The following is a 20,053-nucleotide window of genomic DNA, read 5'->3' as shown; positions in this document are numbered from 1 at the left end:
GCGCCAATGGGCGAGAAGGACGCATGATCATTTCCCGCATTGAGGATTACCGGGAGGCGGCGCGGCGGCGGCTGCCGCGCTTTCTTTTCGACTATATCGACGGAGGAGCGGGCGCGGAGCAGACGCTTGCCGCCAATATCGCCGATCTCGCGCAAGTGCGGCTCAAGCAGCGCGTGCTCGCCCATGTCGAGAATTTGAGCTTGGAGACCGAGTGGTTTGGGCGACGCGTAAGCCTTCCGGTCGTTCTCGGGCCCGTCGGCCTGACCGGCATGTTTTGGCGTCGGGGAGAGGCGGCCGTCGCCAGGGCCGCGGCGGCTGCGGGGGTTCCCTATGCGCCCTCGACCGTCTCGGTCTGCGCCATCGAGGAAATCGCCGCGCAAAGCGCCGCGCCGCTCTGGTTCCAGCTCTACGTTCTCAAGGATCGCGGGTTCATGCGCAGCGTTCTCGAGCGGGCGCAGGAAGTGGGCGTGACCACGCTCGTCTTCACGGTCGACTTGCCCGTGATCGGGACGCGATGGCGCGACGCGCATTCGGGACTGGCGGGACCGTTCAAGACAGAGCGCCAGCTGTTCCAAGCTCTCGGGAAGCCCGCATGGGCCTGGGACGTAGGCGTCTGCGGACGGCCGCACGATCTCGGCAATATCTCGCATTATCTCGGGCGCCGGACGGGGCTCGAGGACTATCTCGGCTGGATCAACGCCAATATGGACCCCTCGATCGGCTGGTCGGATCTGGAATGGCTTCGCAATTTCTGGAAGGGTCCGCTCATCATCAAGGGCGTGCTGACGCCGGAGGACGCGCGCGATGCGGCGCGTCTCGGCGCGGAGGCGATTGTCGTCTCCAATCACGGCGGGCGGCAATTGGACGGCGCCGCATCGACAGCGCGGGCGCTCCCGAAGATCAGGGATGCGATCGGCGACGACCTGCTCATCTTCGCGGACTCGGGCGTGCGCTCCGGCGTCGACGTCCTGCGCATGCTGGCGCTCGGCGCGAAAGGCGTGTTTCTGGGGCGCGCTCAGGTTTTCGCGCTCGCGGCGCGCGGAGAGCAGGGCGTGAGAGAGATGCTGGAGATGATCGCGCAGGAAATGCGCGTCGCGATGACGCTGACGGGCGTCAGCTCGGTCGAGGAGATCGACGCGAGCATTTTGGATGATTTTCAGCCGACCTCATAGGCGTCGTCGATCGGCACGCCCAAGCCCGTGACGAGGCGGTTCGTCTCCGAGGCCATGCCGACGATCGCGAGCAGCTCTTGATACTCCGTCTCCGACATGCCCTTGGCGCGCGCGCTTGCCGTATGGGAATGGACGCAATAGGGGCAGCCGTGGGCGACCGAGACGGCGATGTAGATCATTTCCTTGACCTTGGGATCGAGCGCGCCCGGTCCCATGATCGCCTTGATGCTTTCCCAAGTGCGTTTCAGCGCCGCCGGATCATGGGCGAGCGCCCGCCAGAAATTATTGACGAAATCCGTCTGCCGCGTCGCGCGGATGTCTGCGAAGACGGCTTGCGCCTGCGGAGAAAGCTCGTCGTCGCGAAGCAGGTGGACCGTGGCCATAGTGTTTGCCTGTTTTCTTGAGGATTGAGGGAGGGAAAACTAGATTCCGCAGGGCGCCGAGTCGATGACCAGTATCCGCGCCCTCATCCTCCGAGACGGCTCCTGCGGAGCCCAGGATGAGGTCCCGTGAGCCGCTATCAGCCGCGCCCCTTGCCTCGGGCGTCGCGCCGCCTATGATCCACCGCTCAACTCAAGGGAACCAGCATGGCGCCTTCCGCGCAAAGCGACATCGTCACGGCGGCCGTGCTTGTCATCGGCGACGAAATTCTGTCCGGCCGCACGCAGGATCAGAACAGCCATTACATCGCGCGTTATCTCGCCGACATCGGCGTCGATCTGCGCGAGGTGCGCGTCGTGCCTGACGACGAGGACGAGATCGTCGCGGCGGTCAACGCCCTGCGCGGGCGCTACGACTATGTCTTCACGACGGGCGGCATCGGCCCGACACATGACGACATCACCGCCGACGCCATCGCGCGCGCCTTCGGCGTCCCCATCGAGGAGGATCCGCGCGCCATCGCAATGCTGCTCGAGCGGTTGAAGCTCGATCAGCTCAACGCGGCGCGCCGCCGCATGGCGCGCATCCCGCAGGGCGCCGAGCTCGTCGAGAACAGCCTGACGAAGGCGCCGGGCTTCATGATCGACAATGTCATCGTCATGGCCGGCGTGCCGATGATCATGCATCTCATGCTCGACGCCGTGGCGCCGAAGCTCAAGACCGGCGTGCGCGTGCTCGTCGAGACGATCGACGCTGCCGGCGTTCCGGAAGGGAGATATGCGGCAGGGCTCACAGCGCTGGCCGCGGCTCACCCCGAGGTCAGCGCCGGCTCCTACCCGCATTTCTCGCAGGCGGGCGTCCATAATGAGATCGTGCTGCGCTCCCGCGACGCGGCCGCGCTCGCCGCCGCCTCCGTCGCGGTGCGCGCGCTTATCGAAAGCTTGCGCGGCGACAGAGCGACGTGCTGAAAAAGCCCATGCGAAGATCTCTCCATCTCTCCTGGGACCAGTTCCACGCCGACACCCGCACGCTGGCGCAACGCTTGGCCGAGCGCGGCGGCTTCTCGGCCATCGCCGCGGTCGCGCGCGGCGGTCTCTTTCCGGCGGGCGTTATCGCCCGGGAGCTCGGCATAAGGGTGATCGAGACGATCTGCGTCGTGAGCTACCACGAGGACACGACGCGCGGCGAAATCGCCGTGCTGAAGTCGCTCTCGGAGGACATTCTGGCGCGGCCCCCCCAGGAGGTGCTGATCGTCGACGATCTGGTCGATACCGGCAACACCGCCAGGGTCGTCAAGGCGCAGCTCCCCGGCGCCTATTTCGCCACCATCTACGCCAAGCCGCTCGGGCTTCCGCTCGTCGACGCCTATGTGCGCGAGATCCCGCAGGACACGTGGATCTATTTTCCGTGGGACACGGGGCTTTCCTTCCAGGAGCCGATCGGCGCGCGCAACTCGAGGTGAATGTCCCCGCATGCGGGGAGAGGGGATTGCGTCCTGAATTCACAGCGCCGCGTGAAAGCGGACTGGCGCGCCGGTCGCGGGCGTGACGAGCTCGCCCTCCCACATGACCTTGGCGCCGCGCACGAAGGTCCCGACCGGCCAGCCCATAACCTCGCGCCCGTCATAGGGCGTCCAGCCGCAACGCGAGGCGATCCAATCATTGCTTATGGTTTCGCGACGCTTCAAATCGACAATTGTGAGATCCGCGTCATAGCCCACCGCGACGCGGCCCTTGCCGGCCAACCCGAAGAGGCGCGCGGGTCCAGCGCTCGTTAGGTCGACCAGACGTTGCAGCGTGAGCCGTCCCGCATGGACATGATCGAGCATGATGGGCGCGAGCGTCTGCACGCCTGGCATGCCCGATGGGCTTTCAGGATAAGGCTTCGCCTTCTCCTCGAGCGTATGCGGCGCATGGTCCGAGCCCAAAACATCGACGACGCCCTGCTGCAGAGCGCGCCAAACCCCCTCGCGATGCAACGCGTCGCGCACCGGCGGATTCATCTGCGCGAGCGTCCCGATGCGCAAATAGTCGGCGTCGGATAGGGTGAGATGGTGGGGCGTTGTCTCGACGCTCGCAATGTCCTTGTGGTTTGCGAGCAGCGTCATCTCGTCGGCCGTCGAGACGTGCAGCACGTGAATCAGCGCGCGCTTCTCCCGCGCAATCTTTAGAAGCCGCTGCGTCGCAAGCAGGGCGGTTTGCGCGTCGCGCCAATGGGGATGCGAGGTCGGATCGCCCGCTGCGCGCAAGCCCGCGCGCTCCTTAAGGCGCGCCTCGTCCTCGGCGTGGAAGGCGGCGCGCCGGCTCGTGTGCGAGAGGATCTCGGCGATCCCCGCATCGTCGGCGACGAGCAGCGAGCCGGTCGAGGAGCCCATGAAGACCTTGATTCCCGCCGCGCCCGGCTCGCGCTCGAGCGCGGGGATGTCGCGCGCATTCTCATGCGTGCCGCCGACCCAGAAGGCGAAGTCGCAATGCATGCGCCCTTTGGCGCGCGCGACCTTGTCGGCGAGATCGGCCGCGGTCGTTGTGAGCGGCTTGGTGTTCGGCATCTCGAACACGGCCGTCACGCCGCCGAGCACAGCCGCGCGCGATCCCGTCTCGAGATCTTCCTTGTGGGTGGCGCCGGGCTCGCGAAAATGCACCTGCGTGTCGATGACGCCCGGTAAAATATGCAGCCCCGCGCAGTCGATGCGCTCTCCGGCCGAAGCCTGGGAGAGGTCGCCGATCTCGGCGATCTTTCCGTCCCTGAGGCCGACGTCCCGCGGTCCCTCGCCGTCGTGATTGACGAGGACGCCGCCGAAGAGGATCGTGTCGAAGGCCTTGGCCATAACGTGGCGCCTTGCTTGCAGTGGTTGGAGGCCCCGCGCAATGTTAGAAACCGTCAAGGGCGCGGCGCCTTCGACGACTTGACGGAAACTTGCTTGAGACTCAACTCAAGTCAAGCGCGCCAAATCGCTCCGGCGGAGCGAGCTCCGGCCCAGGGCTTGTGAAGTTTTGCGACAATTCCTCCAGGGCCAATCTCCGCGACGACTAGAGCGCGAAGCGAAAAAGTGGGAACCGGTTTTTCGCGCCAATCGCGCTCTAAAACTTTGGAATCGATCACGTTATCTGCGTTTGAGCGATTCCGCTCAAACGCATCGTGATCTAGGGAAAGCGTGACACGCATGACAAAACCTATCCTCCTTGCGGATCGCGGCGTCGTCGAGGTCGCCGGCCCCGACGCCGCGAAATTCCTGCATGGACTCGTCACGAACGACGTCCAGCGTCTTGCGCCGGGAGAGGCGCGCTTCTGCGCCTTGCTCGCGCCGCAGGGCAAGATCCTCTTCGATTTTTTCGTCTTCGCGATCGGAGAGGGAGAAAGCCGGCGTTACCTGCTCGACTGCCCCAAGGCCCTCGAGGCCGATCTCCTCAAGCGCCTCAATATGTATCGGCTGCGCTCGGCCGTGACGGTCGCTTCCTTGAGCGATTCGCTTGCGGTCTTCGCACTGAATGAGGTGGCGCGAGCCGGAGACGCCGCGCTCGCCGTCGCGCCCGATCCCCGCGCCGAGACCTTAGGCTTCAGGGCCATTGCGCCGCGCGCGGCGCTCCAAGCCGGAGCGGAGCGGGCCGATTATGACGCGCGCCGCGTCGCCGCGGGCGTGCCGGAGGGCGGTGTGGATTTTTCCTATGGCGAGACCTTCCCCCATGAAGCCAATATGGACCTTCTCGCCGGCGTCGATTTCAAGAAGGGCTGCTTCGTCGGCCAGGAGGTCGTCGCGCGGACGCAGCATCGCGGCCTCGCCCGCCGGCGCATCACGCGCTATCGCGCCGAAGGCGGCGCGCCGCAGCCCGGAACGCCGGTCAAGGCGGGGGAGATCGATCTCGGCGTCACCGGTTCGAGCCAGGGCGACCTCGGCCTCGCCATGATCCGCGTCGACCGGCTCGAGGATGCGCTCGGCGCCGGCGTGACGCCGCAGGCGGGCGGCGCGCGGCTCGAGTTTCAGAAGGGCGGCTGAAGCGAATCTACAGCACGACGACCCGCGCGCCTTTTTTGACGCGTTGGTAGAGGTCGATCACGTCCGGGTTGAGCATGCGGATGCATCCCGACGAAACGGCTTGTCCGATCGTGTCCGGCTCATTCGTGCCGTGGATGCGGAACATCGTGTCCTTGTCGCCCCGAAAGAGATAGAGCGCCCGCGCGCCCAGCGGGTTGTCGATGCCGCCCTCCATGTGACGCGGCAGATCGGGCCTGCGCAGCAGCATTTCCTTGGGCGGCGTCCAGCCGGGCCAATAGGCCTTGCGGCCGATCTCCGCCTGCCCTTTCCAAAGAAAGCCCTCGCGTCCGACGCCGATGCCATATTCGATCGCGCGCCCGTCGCCGAGCGAGAGGTAGAGCTTGCGTTGCCCCGTGTCGATCGTGATCTCGCCGTTGCGCCGAGAATAGGGATCGGCGACGAGCGCCGCGGTCTTCTGGCGGAAATCGACTCCCTGGTCGAGGTCCATCGCGGTTGAATAGGCGGGATCCGCGTCGGGCGGCAGCGCCGCCATTCTCGCGTCCCCCGATCCGCGTCCGTAACGCGGCGGCGCGCCGTAGGGATCGCGGTAATAATCCTCCTGTCGCGCCCGGGCCGGCGGCCGCGCTCGGGGCGCGTAATCCTCCTCATAAGGGGAAGCGCGCCGATAATCGCCGCGCTGGCCATAGCCGCGGGGGTCGTACCCGCCCCCATAGCCGGAGTCATACTCGTCGTAATATCGCCGGTCGTAATAGGCCCGAGCCTCGGGGGAGGCGTAATAGTACGAGTCCGGCGATCCATAATATTGGGCGACGCCGGCCGGCGCCGCGAGCAGCGTGCAAGCCGCCGAGAAACATCCGATTAGAGCGCGCTGCGCAGTCCGCATCGAGGATCGTCCACTTTTTGCGATCACGGTGGGTTCAGGCGGAACCGCCTGGGCGCAGAACACGTGATCGATTCTAAAAGTTTAGAGCGCGATTTGTACGAAAAACCGGTTTCCACTTTTTCGCTTCGCGCTCTAGCTCCCGGCGCCAGAATCGGCGGGGATGGCGGCGAAAATAAGGGTCCGCGAAACGCAAAAAAAACGCCCTCGGCTCCGCTTGCTCTTCTTGAACGGGACGCCACACTATTGCGTAGGCGAAGTATCGGCCTTCGTCCGCGCCGCCGGAGCGAAAGCGGGCGTCGCGCGCTTTCCGCTCGAATGTTCGAGCGGAAAGAATTCGCGCCCGATTAGCGCCTTCAGGCGAATTCAGATCGCGAGAGCCCGTCAGCTTTTACGCAATGGCCCCTGGGCGACGTGTGGAGGTGCGTGTGGTCGAGCAAGCATTATATTCCACCCTCGGCTTTCTCGTCGCCGCGCTATTCTTTCTCGCCCTCGTCCCCCTGCTGCAGCGACGGGCCGAGCGTTTGACGCGTCGTCGTCTCGAAAGCCGCATGCCCTTTACCTTCGAGCAGATCGACGCGCAGCAGTCGATGCTGCTCGCGCGCTGCGCGGTGAGCCAGCGAAGATTCGAGCAAAAGCTCGAGTCCCTCGAGGCCGCGCGGACGCAGGCGATGATGGAGGCGGGACGTCGGCTGTTCGAGGTCCAGACGCTTCGAGAGCAATTCGAGGCGTCAAGCCGCAGCGTCGCGCGCTTGGAGAATGAAGCCGCTGAACGCGCGCGAGATCTGGCGGATGTGAAGAGGCGTCTCGAGGCGACGCAAAGCGCGCTCGAGGCCCTCAAGCTGGAAAAAAGCGCGTTCGCGCGCGAGCATGAAATCTTGTGCGCGCGGCTCGAGGTCTATGAGTCCCGCCATGCGACGGAGCCCGACGCCGCCGCGATCGCCGCCGCGAGGGCCGAGCGCGAGCCTTCGGGAACTCCGGCGATGATCGGAGGGTGGGACGATTGGGCGGATCAGGCCGCGCTCGAACCGCTCGATCGCGGTGACGCCTTTGCTTTCCTTCGGCGTCGCGCAGGGGAGCGCGGCGAGGCGGGCGCGGCGGCGATCATCGAGGTTCTCGGCTCGACTCCCTTGTCGTTGGAGCTCGCCGCGGCCCACTGCCGACGCCTGGGAACGCCCTTCTCCACCTATGCCGCCGATGCGGGGCTGCTGATGGCATCGACTCCCGGCCGGGGTTCCTCGGCCGGTCTCGCCGCGGCCTTCGCTCTCTCGGTCGGCGCCGCGCGAGGGCTGAGCTCGGCAGCGGAACGACTCGTCGCCTTTCTCGGCCTTTGCGCCGGGGAGCGTGCGCCCTGGCTTCTGGTCGAGGGCGTGAGCCGCGATCCGGCCGAGGCGCGGTCGGCGACTTGCGCTTTGACCGATCTCGCGCTCGCGACCCCCGCGTCATTCGCGGACGGCGTTCCCGCCCTTCTCATGCGGCAGCCCCTTCACGAGCTGGCGCGTGAACGGGCGCAGCAGATGACAGACGGAGAGGCCGTCGCCGAAAGCCTCCTTCGGCGTCTTTCCGAAATCTATCCCACCGACGCCTTTGGCAATCCGGAGTCGCGATCGCTCTGCGCTAAGCTGACGCCCCATGTCGTCGAGATTTGCGCGACGAAGCGCTTGCAGTCCGCTTTCAATGAAACGCGCGCCGATCTTAAGGTCCGCGCCGGCGACTATCTGCTGGCCGAGGGCGATCACGCGGGCGCTGCGGCGTTGTTTCAGTCCGCGCTCTCGATCCGGGAAAGTCTTTTTGGGCCGAGCCATCCCGAGACGGCGGCGAGCCTGGACACTCTTGCGGCGGCGCGTTGCGCGCAAGGGGACTTCGCCGGAGCGCACGCCTTGCTGGAGCGCTCGCGCAAGATCTTCGAAACCGGGTTTGGCCTTGATTATTTGGCGACCGGCCGGCGCCAGGTCCTTTGCGCAAGAATGCTCCTCAAGCTCGGCCGCCCGCGCGAAGCCCTTGCGCTCGCGGAAGCGGCGCTCGCGAGACTGCGGGCGGACGGCCGCTCGCGCCATCCTTGGACGATCGACGCCGCTTTTGTCGTCGTCGAGGCGCTCGAGGCTCTCGGGAAGAAGAGGAGGGCGGCGTCGCTGCGCCGCGAATTCTCCGGCGCGCCCGTCTCGGAGCCGGCCCAAGGGGGAGGGCTGGCCGACCGTCTGCTCGAGCGCTTGCACGGGCTCGTGTGGGGCGGCTACGCCGCGCGCAATCATCGCTGAAGATTTGAGCGTCGCCGCCCGAGACCGCTGGCCCGACGCGCGCCGATGTCCTAACATCCGCCGATCGAAGCTCGGGTCGAGAGCCCGAACGGCTCCAACACCGCCGAGGCGCGCATGGAAGACTGCCCGTTCCACGCCATTTTGCATCCCACCGACTTCTCCGAGGATAATGAAGCCGCGTTCGTGCACGCCGTTCGGCTTGCGGCCGCTGGCGGTAGCGCGCTCCATGTCCTCCACGTGGAGGAGGAGCCGGGACTCCTCGCGGCCGAAGACAGGTTTCCGAAAGCGCGAGAGCTCTTTCAGCGCTGGAACCTGATCGAGGCGGGCGTCGAGCCGGGGGCGGTCGAAAAGCGTTTGGGCGCCAAGATCGTCAATGCGTCCGTTGAGTCTCAGGACGTCGCGAGCGCCATCGGCGCCTATTCCGAGGCGCATGGCTGCGATCTGCTGGTGCTCGCGACGCACGCTCCAGGGTGGCTGGAGCGCCTGCTGGGGGGATCCCTAGCCGAGGAAAGCGCTCGGCTTTCTCATGCGCCCGCTCTGTTCCTGCGCTCTGGAGCGCATGGTTTCGTCGACCCCACGAACGGCAAGATCAAGCTGCGGCGCGTGTTGATGCCGGTCTCCGCAGAGGTTGCGCCGATGCACGCCTGGGGCTTCGCCTCCCCGTTCGTGCGCATGCTCGAGCCTACGGCGGAGTTCCACATGCTGCATGTCGGCGACACGCTGCCGACCTATGGCAATCTGTTGCCGCATGTCGAGCTGAGGCGCGGACCGGTCGTCGAGACGATCCTCGAGGTCGCGGCGGAGATCGGCCCAGACCTGATCGTCATGGCGACCGAAGGTCACAAGGACCTCATCGACGCAATCACCGGCAGCACGACGGAGCAGGTGCTGCGAGAGGCGCCCTGTCCGGTGCTGACGGCGCCCAGCAGGCCGCGCCGCGCAGCCGTCTGACGCTGACCCCGGTTCGGGGGAGCATCCCCAATGGACGCGCCCATCCCGCCGAGGTATAGAGGCGCCGCGTCCATCATGAGGTCCCGCGCTAATGTTCGACTCGCTCAAGAGCTTCATCGGTGAGCTTTTTGAGGCGCCGGAGGCGCGCGTCTTCGACGACCAGGACTACGTCCTGGCCGCAGCGGCTTTGCTGGTCCATATCGCCGGCGTAGATGGCGAATTTGATCCCACTGAACGTGCGCGCGTGCAAAGGCTCGTCGAAGAGCGCTTCAATCTTTCGCATGCGCAGGCGCGCGAATTGATCACGCAAGCGACCGAGAGCGAGCGCGAGGCGGTCGATCTTTATCATTTCACCAGCGTCCTGAAGCGTTCGCTCGGGGAAGAGGGCCGCCGTCAGCTTGTCGGCATGCTGTGGGAAATCGCCTACGCGGACGGCGACATCGACGAGTGCGAGGAGAATGTCGTGTGGCGCGTCGCCGAGCTGCTCGGCGTATCGACGCGCGAGCGCGTCAGCCTACGGCGTTTCGCCCGCGAGGAACGGGCGAGCGAAGAGGCCACGCCTCCGGGACCCTGGTCCGACTCTTGATCAGATCGCCGTTCATCGGCGGATTCGAGCTTTGGAGATTTCATGACGACTGCGGATGGGAAGCAGCGCGGGGTGGCGATCGTCACCGGCGCCTCCGACGGGATCGGCGCAGAACTGGCGCGAGTCTTCGCGGCGCGAGGGCATGATCTCGCGCTTGTCGCGCGCCGCGCCGATCGGCTCGAGGCGCTCGCCGACGAGATCGTCGCGCAGGGCGCCGAGAGGAGACCTCTCGTCATCGCGCTCGATCTTTGCGCCGCGGGCGCGATCGAGGCGCTCGCCAAGGCGCTGGACGAGGCCGGAGCGCGAGCCGAGATTCTCGTCAATAATGCGGGTTTCGGGCTCGTGGGTTCCGTGGAGAAGCTCGATCCCGCCGAACAGCTCGCGATCATCGACCTGAACGTGCGCGCCCTGACCGCGCTGACGCTGCGCTTCCTGCCCTCGATCGTCGCCTGCCAGGGCGCGATTTTGAATGTGGCTTCCATCGCGGCCTTCATGCCCGGCCCAAGCTTCGCGATTTATTATGCGACGAAAGCCTATGTGCTTTCCTTCAGCGAAGCCCTGACGCAGGAGCTCAGCGCGGGCGGCGTGAAGGTTTCCTGCCTCTGCCCCGGACCCGTTGAGACGGGGTTTCAGGCGCGATCGGGCTTTGAGCTGAAGGGGAAGTTGGGCGCCGCGCGCCTTGCGCTTGTTTCCCCGGCCGAAGTGGCGCGGCAGGGCTATGAAGGTCTCATGGCGGGCCGGCGCGTCGTCGTGCCGGGGCTCATGAACCAGATCATTGTCCTCGTCGCGAGATTTGTCCCGCGCGGCTGGCTGATGACGCTGACGGCGGCGGCGCTGGACAAACGTTAGAGCATCTCACGGAAAAGCGCGAAGCGGTCTTCCGGGCAGCATATGCTCTAAGTCTTTGATTTGGAGCGGGAGCTCGCCGTCGGGATCGCATCAACGGAGGCTGGGTTTGCGCGAAACTCACTCGGGACGGCGGGGCTGCCGGTGGCGCGAGCGCCTTATGCGCCGCGCCGCCCATTCCCCGCTCAGGCCTCTTCCGTCTTCACGCTCAGCACCTGCCGACCGCGATACATGCCCGTCTTCAGGTCAATGTGATGGGGACGGCGCAACTCGCCCGAGTCCTTGTCCTCGACATAGGTCGGGGCCTTCAGCGCGTCGGCGGAACGGCGGAAGCCGCGCTTCATCGGCGAGGTTTTTCGCTTCGGTACGGCCATGTGTAACTCTCCTCTGGGACCTCGGCCCAAAGGGCCCTGGCAAAATTTCGGAAGGGCGGCGCTTACACCAAAATCGCCGCCCTGGCTAGGGCTGTCCCTTCCGGGTCGGCTCGAGACTCTCGAAGAATCGAGCGAAAGCGGCTTGCATCGGCGCGAGGGGAGGGCGACTTAGAGCGCGACGCGAAGAGGCGAGAAATGGATCGATCACGTCTTCTGGGTCAGGGGATTCCGCCTGAATATAGCGTGATCTGGAGCATGTCACGGAAAGGCGCGAAACGGCTTTCGATGAGGACATGGTATAAATATTTGATTTCGGGTTTCTTCCTGATCGCGTGATTCCGCGCGATCGGGACGTTCTCGGTAAGAAGGAGGAATGCTTGGACACCCCATCGCCGACGCCGGCCGTCCCGCCCGCGCGCTTGCCTATGCCCCAGATCCTCGTCGGCGGCGCGATCATCGGCGGCCTTGCCGTAGACTTGGCGCTGGGCACGGACAGGCCCGACGCGCTCTTCACCGTCATCGGCGGACCGATCGTCGTGCTGGCGGTCCTCACGATCCTATGGTGCGCCAGGATGATGCGGGAGCACGACACGCCTTTCCAGGCGACCCGCGCCGCGACCGCGCTCGTGACGGACGGGCCCTACGTCCATTCGCGCAATCCGATCTACGTCTCCTATGTCGCGCTCGTTTTCGGTCTGGGGCTGGTGCTCGGATCCTGGACGGTCACGCTTCTCGCGCCGCTCGTGGGCGTCGCTCTGCATTTTTTGAGCGTGCTGCCCGAGGAGCGCCGCCTGCAACAAACATTTGGCGAGAAATACGACGAATGGGCGGCGGAAACTCCCCGATGGCTATTTCGATGACAGAAAGCCTAGCGACCGCCGCCTCCGATCGCGAACTTGCTTTCGAAGTGAGCGGCATGACCTGCGCGTCTTGCGTCGCCCATGTCGAAAAGGCGCTGGCGCGGGCGCCGGGCGTCGCGGCGGCGAGCGTCAATCTCGCCACGGAGCGCGCCAATCTTCGGCTGACGCCGGAGGCCGACGCGACGAAGATCGCCGAGGCCGTCACGGAGGCGGGCTATGAACCCGTCGTCGAGACCTATGATCTTGGCGTCGGCGGGATGACCTGCGCTTCCTGCGTCGCCCATGTCGAGAAGGCGCTCAGGAGCGTCCCTGGCGTGATCGAGGCGAGCGTCAATCTCGCGACCGAACGCGCGAGCGTGCGCGCCCTGAAGGGTCCCGGACGGTTCGAGGCGTTGCGGCAGGCGGTGTCCTCGGCCGGCTACGAGCCGCGCGAGATCGAAAGCGCGCTCGCGTCAGGAAAAGACGCGCGCGAGGAAGAGGCGCAGGCGCTGTCGCGGCGGCTCGTCCTCGCGGCGGCGCTGACCGCCCCGGTCTTCGTCCTCGAGATGGGCGGCCATTTGATCCCCGCCTTTCACGAATGGATCATGGCCAATATCGGTCACGACAACGCGCAATATGTCTCGTTCGTTCTGACGAGCCTGCTGCTCGCTCTGCCGGGGCGCGTCTTCTTTCAGAAGGGGCTCGCGACGCTGCTGCATGGCGCGCCCGACATGAACGCGCTCGTGGCGGTCGGCGCGGCCAGCGCCTATCTCTTCTCCGCCGTCTCGACCTTCGCGCCGCAGCTGCTGCCGGCCGGCTCGGCTCACGTCTATTACGAATCCGCCTGCGTGATCGTCACGCTCATTCTCCTCGGCCGGCTGCTCGAAACGCGCGCCAAGGGCCGGGCGGCGGGCGCGATCGCCGCGCTTGCCGCGCTTGCGCCGCGCGTCGCTCATGTCGAGCGCGACGGCGAGACGCTCGACGTTCCGACACAAGAGGTCCGCGCCGGCGACGTCGTGCTCGTGCGTCCCGGCGAGAGGATACCGGCCGACGGCGTCGTGCTGCGCGGCGCGTCGCATGTCGATGAATCGATGATCACCGGCGAGCCGGCGCCGGTCGCCAAGTCGCCCGGTTCGTCCGTGACCGGCGCGACGGTCAACGGAACCGGAGCTTTCGCTTTCGAGGCGAAGCGCGTCGGCGCCGACACCTTCCTTGCCGGCGTGATCCGCATGGTCGAGGAGGCGCAAGGCGCAAAGCTTCCGATCCAGGCCCGCGTCGATCGCGTCACCGCGGTCTTCGTTCCCGTCGTCTTCGCCATCGCGGCCGCGACCTTTCTGGTCTGGATGCTCGCCGGCCCCGAGCCGCGTCTCTCCTTCGCGCTTGTCAACGCGGTCGCCGTGCTGATCGTCGCTTGTCCTTGCGCCATGGGGCTTGCGACGCCGGCCGCGATCATGACCGGGACGGGGCGCGCCGCTGAGCTGGGCGTGCTGTTTCGCAAGGGCGAGGCCTTGCAGACGCTCGGAGAAGCGCGCTTGATCGCCTTCGACAAGACCGGGACGCTCACTTTCGGCAAGCCGCGTCTGACGGATATCGTCGTGGCGCCGGGATTCAAGGCGGATGAGGCGCTACGGCTCGCCGCGAGCGTGGAGGCGCTCTCGGAACATCCCGTCGCGAGCGCGATCGTCGCCGCGGCCAAGGAGAAAGGCTTGCCGGCCGCGCCCTGCCGGGAGTTCGCGGCGGTCCCTGGCATGGGCGCGCGCGGCTTCGTCGAGGGCAAGCGCATCGCCATCGGCGCCGAGCGATTCATGGCTGCTCTCGGCCTCTCCACCGCGGTCTTCTCGGAGGCGGCGAAGAAGCTCGCCGAAGAGGGGCGCACCGCGCTTTACGCGGCGATCGACGGCAGACCAGCGCTGCTGCTCTGCGTCTCCGATGCGGTGAAGCCCTCGAGCGCCGCGGCGATCGCGGCGCTGCACGGGCTCGGGCTGCAGGTCGCCATGATCACCGGCGACCATGAGCGACCTGCGCGCGCGATCGGGCAGGAGGTTGGCATCGACGAGGTCGTCGCCGGCGTGTTGCCCGACGGAAAAGTCGCGGCCGTCGAACGCCTGCGTGAAGGAAGGAAGCTCGCTTTCGTCGGCGACGGCGTCAATGACGCGCCGGCGCTCGCCGCGGCCGACGTGGGTCTCGCGATCGGCACCGGGACGGATGTCGCGATCGAGGCGGCGGACGTCGTGCTGATGTCGGGCGATCTCGCCAAGGTTCCGACGGCCGTCGCGATCTCGCGCGCGACGATGACGAACATCGCGCAGAATCTGTTTTGGGCTTTCGGCTACAATATCGTGCTGATCCCGGTCGCGGCCGGCGCGCTTTATCCGATCAACGGGACGCTGTTCTCGCCGATGCTCGCGGCCGGCGCGATGGCTTTCTCCAGCATCTTCGTCGTGACGAACGCGCTGCGGTTGAAGCGCTTCCAGCCCCCGCCGTCAGCGGAGCCTCGGAGCGCGCTACAGTCCGGCGCAATCGCCTGAACGCAGAAAACGTGATCGATTCTAAAAGATTAGAGCGCGAATTTTGCGAAAAACCGGTCTCCACTTTTTCGCATTGCGCTCAAGAGCGGGCTAGGCCCGAGATCCCACGGTCAAGATATCGCTATAAGTTTTTGACCTAGCTGGATTTCCTATGCTCGATCGATAAGCGGCGAAGCGAGAAGCGCAGCCAGCGAGAAGCCCAGAAACACTCGCCGTCGGCCGCGTCCTTTTGCGGTGCAGCGACGAGAGCGCCGCCGAGCTTGCGCTGCAACGCTTGAGGGCCCACCGAAATTCGCTATATTCATTAACAAAGGCTGTGCTTTTGGAGGTGGAACCAATGTCCGGTCTCTCGGACAACGATCAAGGTCTGCGATGGACCGCTTTCGCCGCGCTGGTGGTCGTAGCCGCCGTGGCGTTCGCGGCGGGCTGGATGCTTCCCGTCAACCCGTCGAACGGGCCCCGGGACGCCAGCACTCCGGCGCATCATGATCAGCAGCGCCGAGCGTCATGACCGGCGCGCGGCGCTGTTCTGAACGCAAGAGCCGCGAAGCTCGATAGGCTTTCGCGGCAGGGCTCGTTCCGTCTGTCGATGTGGCTCGATTTCCCCTCGCGCGGATAAACCGTTCGTGCGAGGGGCAAATCCCGCGAAATCACCCGCCGATCATCGTGGTGATCGTCTGCCCACCGCGGGAGAGAGTGATCTTCCAGTAATAGGCGCGGCCTGCCGCCGCCTGCTCCATGTCCCGGGTCGTCATGATTTTCTTGTCGTTGACGGCGAGGATCAGATCGCCCTTCTGCAGGCTCAGCTGCTGGGCGAAGGAGCCTTCTTCGATTTCGGCGACCACCACGCCGTTCGAGGCGTTTCCCTGAACAGAGAGTTCTTCGATCGTCGCCGGCGACAGATTGACGAAAGTCGCGCCGGCGAAGGGGTTTTGTCCCTTGATCTTCACCGGATCGCGTGGCGGAACCTCCGGGGCGGCGACGAGCTTGCTCATGAGCGCGAGCTTCTTGCCCGCGCGCAGCACGCTGAGACTCGCGGCGCCGCCGAGCGGCTTCGTGCCGAGACGGTAGCCGAGGCCTTCGGGATCCTCGACATCCTGTCCGTCGACCGAAAGGATGACGTCGCCGCGCTTGACGCCGGCTTCCGCGAGCGGTCCCCTGGCGTCGAGATCGGCCACGAGCGCGCCCGTAGGCCGCGACAGCGCGAGGCCCTCGGCGATGTCCGGGGTGAGCGCCTGCAGCGTTGCGCCGAGCCACGGGCGGCGCACCTGCTTTCCGCCGCCTTTGGCCGTCGCCAGCACCACCTTCACCATATTGCTCGGAATGGCGAAGCCGATGCCCACGGACCCGCCGGATTTTGAAAAGATCGCGGAGTTGATCCCCACGGCGCGGCCGTTCATGTCGACGAGCGGTCCGCCGGAATTGCCCGGATTGATCGCGGCGTCCGTCTGGATGAAGAAGCCGTAGTCGGAGATGCCGACTTGCGTGCGCGCGAGCGCCGAGACGATGCCTTGGGTCACGGTCTGGCCCACGCCGAAAGGATTGCCGATGGCGAGCACGAGGTCGCCCACCTGCAACAGGTCGGAATCGGCGAGCTCCATGGAGGGATAGCCGCCGCCTTCCTCGAGCTTCAGCACGGCGAGATCCGTGCGCGGGTCGCGCAGCAGGATTTTAGCGTGGATCTCGCGCTTGTCGGCGAGCGAGACCTTCACATCGGTCATGCCCTCGATCACATGGTGATTGGTGACGACGAGGCCCGTCGGGTCGACAATGACGCCGGAGCCGAGCGACTGCGCCATCTGACGGCCGGGCATGCCGCCTTCGCCGAAAAAGCGTCGAAAGATCGGGTCGTCGTAAAGGGGATTCGCCGGCACTTTTTCGACGCGAGAGGCGAAGACGTTGACGACGGCGGGCTGGGCCTTCTTGACGATCGGCGCAAAGGAGAGAACCGCCTCGGCGCGCGAGCTGGGCGCGGCGCGCTCCGGCAAAGCTTGCGCGGAGGCGCCGCTCGGCGCAACCCAAAACGCCGCGCCGAGCAGCGCGGCGAAGGCGGCGTTCAAAAGCTTTGGTCCGAGGCTCGCCCCAGAGCGAAGGGCGCCGGCGGCGAGCCGTCTCGTCCCGCCGATCATTAGCCTGCTGTCTTGGCCTTGGTCTCGACGCGCTCGGCGATGCGGGCGGCCTTACCGCGACGGTCGCGCAGATAATAGAGCTTCGCGCGGCGCACCTTGCCGCGGCGCACGACCTTGATCGAGTCGATCAGCGGCGCATGCACCGGAAAGACGCGCTCGACGCCCTCGCCATAGGAAATCTTGCGAACCGTGAAGCTCTCGTTGAGGCCGCCGCCTTGGCGCGCGATCACGACGCCCTCATAGGCTTGGACGCGGCTGCGGTCGCCTTCCTTGACCTTGACGTTGACGATCACCGTGTCGCCCGGACGAAAATCGGGAATGGTCTTGCCTGCGAGAAGGCTCGCCGCCTGCTCGGCTTCGAGCTGAGCGATGAGGTTCATGATCGAAATCTCCTGCCGTTTCGCGCTTTCCGCTTCAGGGCGGGCGCGAGCGTTTCGGGACGCTGTTTTGAGTTGAGCCGTGTTCCGTAAAGGAAGCGGGCGCGGATGTCGAGAGGCCTCGGGCGCTGGTAGTGTCTCAGTTTGAAATTTTCAGTAGGGGAAAAAGTGGCGTGACCTAGGTTGCGATACGAGTTGGAGATTGCTCGCATCGGTAGCAAATGTTAATTTGCGCGCTATAATGATTGGTTTGCAAACCGGCGGAACGCGTAAGCGTGGAGGTTGCAGCGATATCGCGAAGGCCGACCCATGAACCCGATCGAAGTATTTATGCGATGGTGGAATAACCTCGCACGAAAGAACGGGAAACTAAAGTTCCGAAATCAGCGGGAGGCCGCCGAATTCGTTCGCCGCGTGCAAAATGAGAACGGCGGTCCGAACGCTAAGATAATTGAAATGCGCAAGAGATATAACGAAATAAACCGTGCAAAACACCCGCCAACAAAACCTGAATCTGGAGGAAGTATCAATACGCCCGTATTGCGCTGAAACTATTGTAAACAGATTTGATTGCGGCGTATCTCCGATAAATAATTTTTTGCGCAACAAAGCAAAAAAGTCTGAAAGGCGATGCGAGCACAAGGTATTTTGCGCCCATATCGGAGCCTCCCCAACCGCAATAGGCTATTACGCTCTCCAGGTTGGATCTGATAGTGTCAGCGAACTGCCGGACGCGAATAAAGCTGGGTATATTAAGACATACGTGGCATTTCCTGCCATCAATTTAAGCTTCGTCGGCGTGCACTCAGAATACCATAGGCAGGGATTGGGCTCTTATCTGCTTATGGACGCCTTCAGCAAAGTGGCAAAGGTAGCAGAGTTTGCCGGATTCTACGCTTTAACGCTTGTCTCTTATGATGAGAAATCGACAGAATTTTATAAGAGCCTAAAATTTGCCATTTATTCTGAAAATCTTCAGCAGCCGAAAATGCTCTACCCTCTTGAGGACCTATTGGCGGTCGTTCGAGCTGGGCAATGAGCGCTTCTTGTAAGGGCCACGTTTCGCGCGCGTCTTCGCCTCTTAGGCCTCAACCAGCGCCACGATGTCCGCAACCTCCCACAGCCACTCAGACACGCCAGCCGCCATCGCAGGAGACTTGTGCAGCTTCGAACGAACGGCGACGAAGTTGTAATACATCATGTGAAGCGCGACCGCGTGAGCATGATTTTCGACCTTCTGCGAAAACGCATCCGTCAGTCGTGTGAACCGACGTATGTGCATCCGCATCGTCTTGTCGTTCCGCTCGACAAATGACGTGCTCACGAGCGTCGGGCCGGGCTTGCATTCGATCTTCTCCATCTTCGCACCAAGGCAGACGGCGGGGCTGTAACGGCCCTTGGCCGCTTCCGACTTCTTTTGCCTGGCGTAGGTGAAGCTCCAAATTTGACCCACTACCCGGGCGCTTCAGCTTCAACCGCGGTGGTTTTGGGGGCCCTGCCAGTCTGAGGAAGGCAAATCGCCCTCTGCCTCCATCAGCTCGAGCAGCATGCCCTCGCGCAGGCCGCGGTCGGCGATGCGCGTGCGTTCGGCGGGGAAATGCTCACGGATCGCCTGAAAAATCGCGCAGCCCGCCAGGACGAGGTCCGCGCGCTGCGGGCCGATGCAGCCGTTCGCAACCCGCTCCTCGAAGTCCATGGCGCGCAGCTTCTGGATGGCGCGGCTCGCCTCTCCGTCCGACAGCCAAAGGCCGTCGACACGCCAGCGATCATAGCGATCGAGCCCCAGATGGACCCCCGCAAGCGTCGTGACCGTGCCGGAGGTGCCCAGCAGATGAAAACGCTCGCAGCGTCGCCTTCCGGCGAGCGTCTCGGCGAAAGGCCGCAGCGCGTCGCGCGCAAAGGCCGTCATCGCCTCGAAAGTCTCGGCGCTGACGCTCTTGCCGCCGAAATGCTCGGCGAGCGAGACGACGCCGAGCTCGACGGATGTCCATTGGTCGAGCTCGAGGCGGCTATTTGACGCGTCCTCAGGCCGCGCGAGCCAGACGAGCTCGGTCGAGCCGCCGCCGATATCGAAGAGCAGGACGTTTTCCGAGCGCGAGTCGGCGAGATTGCCGCAGCCCCGCGCGGCGAATCGCGCCTCGGTCTCGCGGTCGATGATCTCGAGATCGAGCCCGGTGCGCTCCAGCGCCCTGGCGGTGAATTCATCGCCATTGGCCGCCGTGCGGCAGGCTTGCGTCGCGACGAGGCGGGCGCGCGTCACGCCGCGCGCCTCCATCTTGTCTCGGCAGATTTGCAAGGCTTCGAGCGTGCGCTCGATGGCCGCTTCGCTGATTCGGCCGTTACGGCCAAGGCCTTCTCCAAGACGCACGATGCGTGAGAAGGCGTCGACGATCCGCAAGGCCTCGGTCGCGCGTCGCCGCGGCCGTCGTTCCGGGCGAGCGATCAGCAGGCGGCAGTTATTGGTGCCGAGGTCGAGCGCGGCATAGACATGTTCTGCAGGCCGCTGAACCGGGAGATGCCCCCGCAGCGGCGGCGTAGGCGCCGCCGTCCTGCGGCCGTCCGGGGGTAGTGGCGACGGTCTCAGTCTCGCCTGGCTTGCGACGCTCCGGTCACTTCCGCTCAAGTGACGCCTTTCGCCGATCTGGGCTGCGGGCGGCGCCTTGGCCTGGCGCCGTCCAAGAAGGTGAAACTCCTTCATGCCCAATCGCGAAGAAACCTGCAAGCCTTAAGGCTGGCTG

General features: G+C 65.1%; 19 protein-coding genes and 1 pseudogene. 12 read left to right on the top strand and 8 right to left on the bottom strand.

Annotation, left to right across the window (positions count from 1 at the left end; genetic code table 11):
• Positions 1–23: 23 nt before the first annotated feature.
• The gene (gene lldD / locus QMG80_RS00225; protein WP_085770992.1) at positions 24–1,172 is read left to right on the top strand and encodes an FMN-dependent L-lactate dehydrogenase LldD; all 1,149 of its coding nucleotides are present in this window, start codon (positions 24–26) and stop codon (positions 1,170–1,172) included.
• Here the strand turns inward: lldD and QMG80_RS00220 are convergent.
• Complete coding sequence (locus tag QMG80_RS00220) at positions 1,157–1,555, bottom strand: carboxymuconolactone decarboxylase family protein (protein WP_085770991.1); 399 nt, start codon at positions 1,553–1,555, stop codon at positions 1,157–1,159. The genes lldD and QMG80_RS00220 overlap by 16 nt on opposite strands.
• Positions 1,556–1,759: 204 nt before the next feature.
• On the opposite strand from QMG80_RS00220, the gene QMG80_RS00215 reads away from it, so the two are divergent.
• Together QMG80_RS00215 and gpt are read left to right on the top strand one after the other, a co-directional pair.
• The gene (locus QMG80_RS00215) at positions 1,760–2,521 is read left to right on the top strand and encodes a competence/damage-inducible protein A (RefSeq protein ID WP_085770990.1); all 762 of its coding nucleotides are present in this window, start codon (positions 1,760–1,762) and stop codon (positions 2,519–2,521) included.
• An 8-nt stretch (positions 2,522–2,529) separates the two neighbouring features.
• Positions 2,530–3,015 (top strand): xanthine phosphoribosyltransferase, encoded by a 486-nt coding sequence (gene gpt, locus QMG80_RS00210; RefSeq protein WP_085773568.1) that lies wholly within the window; start codon positions 2,530–2,532, stop codon positions 3,013–3,015.
• Positions 3,016–3,054: 39 nt separating this feature from the next.
• Here the strand turns inward: gpt and QMG80_RS00205 are convergent, their stop codons facing one another.
• The gene (locus QMG80_RS00205; RefSeq protein ID WP_085770989.1) at positions 3,055–4,380 is read right to left on the bottom strand and encodes a dihydroorotase; all 1,326 of its coding nucleotides are present in this window, start codon (positions 4,378–4,380) and stop codon (positions 3,055–3,057) included.
• Positions 4,381–4,716: 336 nt separating this feature from the next.
• Between QMG80_RS00205 and ygfZ the strand changes: the two genes are divergently transcribed.
• Positions 4,717–5,547 (top strand): CAF17-like 4Fe-4S cluster assembly/insertion protein YgfZ, encoded by an 831-nt coding sequence (gene ygfZ, locus QMG80_RS00200; RefSeq protein WP_085770987.1) that lies wholly within the window; start codon positions 4,717–4,719, stop codon positions 5,545–5,547.
• Between the two features lie 7 nt (positions 5,548–5,554).
• Here the strand turns inward: ygfZ and QMG80_RS00195 are convergent, their stop codons facing one another.
• A complete protein-coding gene (locus QMG80_RS00195; protein WP_085770986.1) occupies positions 5,555–6,430 on the bottom strand; it encodes a L,D-transpeptidase in 876 nt (291 codons plus the stop codon).
• Positions 6,431–6,855: 425 nt separating this feature from the next.
• Between QMG80_RS00195 and QMG80_RS00190 the strand changes: the two genes are divergently transcribed.
• The 4 genes from QMG80_RS00190 (at position 6,856) to QMG80_RS00175 (ending at position 11,071) form a co-directional block, all read left to right on the top strand.
• On the top strand, positions 6,856–8,685 hold the full coding sequence (locus QMG80_RS00190; protein ID WP_158658647.1) for a tetratricopeptide repeat protein: 1,830 nt from the start codon (positions 6,856–6,858) through the stop codon (positions 8,683–8,685).
• A gap of 114 nt (positions 8,686–8,799) precedes the next feature.
• Complete coding sequence (locus QMG80_RS00185) at positions 8,800–9,636, top strand: universal stress protein (RefSeq protein WP_085770984.1); 837 nt, start codon at positions 8,800–8,802, stop codon at positions 9,634–9,636.
• A gap of 91 nt (positions 9,637–9,727) precedes the next feature.
• Positions 9,728–10,222 carry a tellurite resistance TerB family protein gene (locus QMG80_RS00180; protein WP_085770983.1) on the top strand — a complete coding sequence of 165 codons (495 nt, stop codon included), beginning with the start codon at positions 9,728–9,730 and terminating at the stop codon, positions 10,220–10,222.
• A 42-nt stretch (positions 10,223–10,264) separates the two neighbouring features.
• Entirely contained in the window at positions 10,265–11,071 is an 807-nt protein-coding gene (locus tag QMG80_RS00175; RefSeq protein WP_085770982.1) for an SDR family NAD(P)-dependent oxidoreductase, read from the top strand.
• Between the two features lie 182 nt (positions 11,072–11,253).
• Here the strand turns inward: QMG80_RS00175 and rpmF are convergent, their stop codons facing one another.
• The gene (rpmF, locus tag QMG80_RS00170; protein WP_085770981.1) at positions 11,254–11,442 is read right to left on the bottom strand and encodes a 50S ribosomal protein L32; all 189 of its coding nucleotides are present in this window, start codon (positions 11,440–11,442) and stop codon (positions 11,254–11,256) included.
• 377 nt (positions 11,443–11,819) lie between these two features.
• On the opposite strand from rpmF, the gene QMG80_RS00165 reads away from it, so the two are divergent.
• From QMG80_RS00165 to QMG80_RS00155, 3 genes are all read left to right on the top strand, one after another.
• Positions 11,820–12,302, top strand: coding sequence for a methyltransferase family protein (locus tag QMG80_RS00165; protein ID WP_245300116.1), 483 nt, complete (start codon positions 11,820–11,822; stop codon positions 12,300–12,302).
• The gene (locus QMG80_RS00160) at positions 12,299–14,809 is read left to right on the top strand and encodes a heavy metal translocating P-type ATPase (protein WP_085770980.1); all 2,511 of its coding nucleotides are present in this window, start codon (positions 12,299–12,301) and stop codon (positions 14,807–14,809) included. The genes QMG80_RS00165 and QMG80_RS00160 overlap by 4 nt, the downstream gene beginning before the upstream one ends.
• Before the next feature lie 337 nt (positions 14,810–15,146).
• Positions 15,147–15,320 (top strand): hypothetical protein, encoded by a 174-nt coding sequence (locus QMG80_RS00155; RefSeq protein WP_158658646.1) that lies wholly within the window; start codon positions 15,147–15,149, stop codon positions 15,318–15,320.
• A gap of 139 nt (positions 15,321–15,459) precedes the next feature.
• Here QMG80_RS00155 and QMG80_RS00150 read toward each other — a convergent pair whose 3' ends face one another.
• Positions 15,460–16,938, bottom strand: a complete 1,479-nt coding sequence (locus QMG80_RS00150) for a DegQ family serine endoprotease (protein WP_085770979.1) — start codon at positions 16,936–16,938, stop codon at positions 15,460–15,462.
• Positions 16,938–17,318 (bottom strand): 50S ribosomal protein L19, encoded by a 381-nt coding sequence (gene rplS, locus QMG80_RS00145; protein WP_085770978.1) that lies wholly within the window; start codon positions 17,316–17,318, stop codon positions 16,938–16,940. Before rplS ends, QMG80_RS00150 begins: the two co-directional genes overlap by 1 nt.
• A gap of 481 nt (positions 17,319–17,799) precedes the next feature.
• Between rplS and QMG80_RS00140 the strand changes: the two genes are divergently transcribed.
• Positions 17,800–18,354 carry a GNAT family N-acetyltransferase gene (locus QMG80_RS00140; protein WP_085770977.1) on the top strand — a complete coding sequence of 185 codons (555 nt, stop codon included), beginning with the start codon at positions 17,800–17,802 and terminating at the stop codon, positions 18,352–18,354.
• 42 nt (positions 18,355–18,396) lie between these two features.
• Here the strand turns inward: QMG80_RS00140 and QMG80_RS00135 are convergent.
• Both QMG80_RS00135 and QMG80_RS00130 read right to left on the bottom strand, forming a co-directional pair.
• Positions 18,397–18,723, bottom strand: a pseudogene (locus QMG80_RS00135) (IS1 family transposase); the annotation flags it as partial.
• A 63-nt stretch (positions 18,724–18,786) separates the two neighbouring features.
• A complete protein-coding gene (locus QMG80_RS00130) occupies positions 18,787–20,013 on the bottom strand; it encodes a Ppx/GppA phosphatase family protein (RefSeq protein WP_085770975.1) in 1,227 nt (408 codons plus the stop codon).
• Positions 20,014–20,053 lie beyond the last annotated feature (40 nt).

It is taken from the genome of Methylocystis bryophila, assembly GCF_027925445.1.
GTDB lineage: Bacteria > Pseudomonadota > Alphaproteobacteria > Rhizobiales > Beijerinckiaceae > Methylocystis > Methylocystis bryophila.
Note: the sequence above shows the minus strand (reverse complement) of the source record. Positions and strands in the feature narration are given on the sequence as shown.

Excerpts from the sequence above, each read along its gene's own strand:
- QMG80_RS00150 (WP_085770979.1), bottom strand. The coding sequence starts at position 16,938 with ATGATCGGCGGGACGAGACGGCTCGCCGCCGGCGCCCTTCGCTCTGGG.
- rpmF (WP_085770981.1), bottom strand. The coding sequence starts at position 11,442 with ATGGCCGTACCGAAGCGAAAAACCTCGCCGATGAAGCGCGGCTTCCGC.
- QMG80_RS00160 (WP_085770980.1), top strand. The coding sequence starts at position 12,299 with ATGACAGAAAGCCTAGCGACCGCCGCCTCCGATCGCGAACTTGCTTTC.
- ygfZ (WP_085770987.1), top strand. The coding sequence starts at position 4,717 with ATGACAAAACCTATCCTCCTTGCGGATCGCGGCGTCGTCGAGGTCGCC.
- QMG80_RS00195 (WP_085770986.1), bottom strand. The coding sequence starts at position 6,430 with ATGCGGACTGCGCAGCGCGCTCTAATCGGATGTTTCTCGGCGGCTTGC.
- QMG80_RS00180 (WP_085770983.1), top strand. The coding sequence starts at position 9,728 with ATGTTCGACTCGCTCAAGAGCTTCATCGGTGAGCTTTTTGAGGCGCCG.
- QMG80_RS00155 (WP_158658646.1), top strand. The coding sequence starts at position 15,147 with ATGTCCGGTCTCTCGGACAACGATCAAGGTCTGCGATGGACCGCTTTC.
- QMG80_RS00175 (WP_085770982.1), top strand. The coding sequence starts at position 10,265 with ATGACGACTGCGGATGGGAAGCAGCGCGGGGTGGCGATCGTCACCGGC.
- QMG80_RS00130 (WP_085770975.1), bottom strand. The coding sequence starts at position 20,013 with ATGAAGGAGTTTCACCTTCTTGGACGGCGCCAGGCCAAGGCGCCGCCC.
- rplS (WP_085770978.1), bottom strand. The coding sequence starts at position 17,318 with ATGAACCTCATCGCTCAGCTCGAAGCCGAGCAGGCGGCGAGCCTTCTC.
- QMG80_RS00220 (WP_085770991.1), bottom strand. The coding sequence starts at position 1,555 with ATGGCCACGGTCCACCTGCTTCGCGACGACGAGCTTTCTCCGCAGGCG.
- QMG80_RS00185 (WP_085770984.1), top strand. The coding sequence starts at position 8,800 with ATGGAAGACTGCCCGTTCCACGCCATTTTGCATCCCACCGACTTCTCC.
- lldD (WP_085770992.1), top strand. The coding sequence starts at position 24 with ATGATCATTTCCCGCATTGAGGATTACCGGGAGGCGGCGCGGCGGCGG.
- QMG80_RS00205 (WP_085770989.1), bottom strand. The coding sequence starts at position 4,380 with ATGGCCAAGGCCTTCGACACGATCCTCTTCGGCGGCGTCCTCGTCAAT.
- QMG80_RS00215 (WP_085770990.1), top strand. The coding sequence starts at position 1,760 with ATGGCGCCTTCCGCGCAAAGCGACATCGTCACGGCGGCCGTGCTTGTC.
- gpt (WP_085773568.1), top strand. The coding sequence starts at position 2,530 with ATGCGAAGATCTCTCCATCTCTCCTGGGACCAGTTCCACGCCGACACC.